This is a genomic window from Achromobacter sp. UBA5777, from assembly GCF_002418565.1.
Taxonomy (GTDB): domain Bacteria; phylum Pseudomonadota; class Gammaproteobacteria; order Burkholderiales; family Burkholderiaceae_B; genus Achromobacter; species Achromobacter animicus.
Map to the genome: position 1 here is coordinate 1 of NZ_DIEJ01000006.1, position 3,254 is coordinate 3,254.

The window sequence follows — 3,254 nt, forward strand, 5'->3', positions numbered from 1 at the left end:
GCGCGCCCCAGGCCGACGCCGTGCCGGGCGCCAAAAGAACCAGCCCCGCTAGCCTCCAGGCCGGGCGTCAAAAGAACCAGCCCCAGGCCGCCACGCGCCGAACGTCAAAGAGATCAAACCCTTCGCGACAAAGCACCAATAGCCCCCAGATACTCCCCCTCCAACTGCGCCACCAGATCAGCAACCCCCAACACCTCCTGCACAGCCCCCACCCCCTGCCCAGCACTCCAAACATCCTTCCAAGCCTTAGGCCGCGAACTCTTATCCATATTCGGAGGCGGCGTCACCCCATTGCTGCCCAACACAACCGGATCCAACCCCGCCGCCAAAATACTCGCCGACAAATAATTCGCCGGCACCCCAGAAAAATAAGCCGTATAAGTCACATCCCCCGCCTGCGCCGCCAACACCATCTCCCGGTAAGCATCCCCCGCCAACGACTCCCGGGTAGCAATAAACCGAGTCCCCATATAAGCAAAATCGCACCCAAGCACCCGCGCAGCCAAAATATCCTTCCCATGGCTGATGCATCCAGATAACGCCAACGGCCCGTCATAAAAGGCCCGTATCTCATTCACCAGCGCAATCGGATTCATCTGCCCCGCATGTCCACCCGCACCGGCCGCCACCAGAATCAACCCATCGGCCCCCGCATCCAGCGCCCGCTTCGCATGCCGCACGTTCGTCACATCGTGATAGACCACCCCCCCATAGGCATGCGCCACCTTCACGACAGCCTCCGGCGCGTGCAGAGAAGTAATCAGCAACGGCACCCGCCGTTCCGCACAAATCGCCAAGTCGCCTTGCCACCGCGGATTGCTCGGATGCACGATCAGGTTTACCCCATACGGCGCCACCTTCTGCGATGGCGCCGCTAGACGCCGCGCCGCCAGTCCATCTTCGATCCGCGTGATCCACTCGTGCAACTGCTCCTGCGGCCGCGCGTTCAACGACGGAAATGTCCCGATGATCCCCGCCGCGCACTGCGCGACCACCAGTTGCGGCCCCGACACCAGGAACATCGGGGCGCCAATCACAGGCAGGCGGATCTGGTCTCGCAATGCGGACGGGGAATTCATCGTGATGCTCCGGGAAAAATCAATTGGCCTGAATATTCGCGGTCTGGATCACGTCCGACCACAACGCGTACTCGCGGTCGATCCGCGCCTGCAACGCCTTCGAATCGCCCGCGTTGATCGTGTACCCGCCTTCCGTCATCGCCTGGCGGAAAGCCGGATCCTTCGACACCTCCGACAGCGCCCGCGTCAGCCGCGCCGTCACTGCATCAGGCAGCTTCTTCGGCCCCACCAGCGCATACCAGCCCACCACCTCGTAATCCTTCATGCCGGCCTCCATCATCGTCGGCACGTCCGGCAGCTCGGGATTGCGCGTCTTCGACGTCACCGCCAGCGCCCGCGCCTTGCCGCTCTTCACGAACGGAATCGCCGTGCTCGTGATGTCGAACATGAACGTCACCTTGCCGCTCACCACGTCCATCATTGCCGGCGAATTGCCCCGATACGGCACGTGCAGCATCGACGCCTGGCTCTGCTTCTTCAGCAGTTCAGCCGAAAGATGATTCGACGCCCCGATCCCCGCCGACCCGAACGACACCGCCTCCGGATGCTCTCGCGCATAGGTGACGAGTTCGCCCACATTCTTGGCTGGAATCTGCGGCCCGATCAGCAGCACGTTCGCGTAATCCACCACCAGGCCGATCAGCGAAAAATCCGTGCGGGGGTCGAAGAGTGTGCTGCGCTGGACCAGCGGCGACATCGTCAGCGTCGGGCTGGCGGCAAAGCCCAGCATGTAGCCGTCCGGCGTCGCCTTGGCGGTCGCGTCCGACGCGATCATCCCGCTCGCGCCCGCGCGGTTCTCCACCACCACGGTCTGTCCCAGCTTGTCGCCGAGATACTTCGCAAAGACGCGCGCCGTCGTGTCCACCGGGCCGCCCGGCGCGTAGCCCACCAGCAGGCGGATGGGACGATCGGGATACGTCTGTGCGGCTGCGGTTTGCGCGCCAGCCAGCGCGGCCACGGCCGAAGCCGCGGCGATCAGGGTCTTGATGTTCACGCTCTTGTCTCCTTGTGCATAAGTGGCCGGTCGTCAGAGCGGAACAGCTATCCGCGCCTACGCCAGCCTTTCTTTCAGCGGCTGCTTCAGGATCTTGCCGCTGACGGTGGTGGGAATCGTCTCGATGGGAATGATCCGCGCCGGCCGCTTGTACGGCGCGAGCTGGGCGCGCAGGTGCAGCATCAGCAGATTGGTGTCGATCGTCGCGCCCGGCAGCGGCTCGACGAAGGCGATGACCTCTTCGTTGTGATCGGCGGTATTGCGTCCCACCACGGCCGACAGCCGCACACCGGGAAACGCGTTGATCACCGACTCGACCTCGATCGGGTAAACGTTGAAGCCCGACCGGATGATCAGGTCCTTCGACCGCCCCGAGATGAACAGCGCGCCGCTGGCGTCGACAAAGCCGATGTCGCCCGTGTTGAGCCAGCCGCCCGGCAGCAGCGCCTGCGCTGTCTGTTCCGGATTGCGGTAATAGCCCAGCATCACGCCCGGACCGCGGATCAGCAGGTCGCCGCGCGTGCCCGGCGCCGGGACCGCGTCCGGGCTGCCGATACGCAGCTCCACGCCGTCCACCGCATGGCCCGCCGAACAATCGTCACGCGGCGTGTCGATATCCGTGATGAACATCGATCCTGCGTACTCCGTGATGCCGTAGCCGTGGTGCATCGGCACGCCGAAGTAGCGTTCGGCGTCGCGCTTCTGCGTCGGATCCAGCGCCGCGCCGCCCGTGTACAGGTAGCGCAGTGCCGGCGCGCGCAGTTCCGCGCGGGGCGGCGCCACCGCCATCAGGCGGCTGAACATCGTCGGCACGCCTTGCAGGATGCTGACGCCGGGATGCGCCAGCGCCTTGAACACGTCTTCCGGATCGAAGCGGCTGCGCAGCACCAGACTGGCGCCTGCGTGCAGCGTGGCCATCAACACGGTCGCGATGCCGAAGATGTGCGACATCGGCAGCGCCGCGTAACCGATATCGTGCGGCGTCAGCCGGCGCGACGCCGCAGACACCCGCGCAAAGTGGATCAGCCCGCGATGCGGGACCATCACGCCCTTGGGCGCGCCGGTGGTGCCGGATGTGTAGATCACCGTGGCGACTTCGCCGGCCAGCTCGCCGGTTTCTGCCCGCGTCGGCTCGGCCGCGCGCGCGGCAGCGACGCCCGGTCCCCAGACGGCCGCGTCCG

The 3,254-nt window shown here is 65.4% G+C and carries 3 protein-coding genes; all 3 read right to left on the reverse strand.

Annotated elements, in window-relative coordinates:
* Positions 1 to 113: 113 nt before the first annotated feature.
* Positions 114 to 1,079, reverse strand: a complete 966-nt coding sequence (locus B3446_RS00345) for an NAD(P)H-dependent flavin oxidoreductase (RefSeq protein WP_291376091.1) — start codon at positions 1,077 to 1,079, stop codon at positions 114 to 116.
* Positions 1,080 to 1,098: 19 nt separating this feature from the next.
* Entirely contained in the window at positions 1,099 to 2,073 is a 975-nt protein-coding gene (locus tag B3446_RS00350) for a Bug family tripartite tricarboxylate transporter substrate binding protein (protein WP_291376093.1), read from the reverse strand.
* A 57-nt stretch (positions 2,074 to 2,130) separates the two neighbouring features.
* Positions 2,131 to 3,254, reverse strand: a 1,124-nt coding sequence (locus tag B3446_RS00355; protein ID WP_291376094.1) for a class I adenylate-forming enzyme family protein, incomplete at its 5' end; no start/stop codon positions are given.

Coding starts and splice junctions, on each gene's coding strand:
- B3446_RS00345 (WP_291376091.1), bottom strand. CDS start 1,079: ATGAATTCCCCGTCCGCATTGCGAGACCAGATCCGCCTGCCTGTGATT.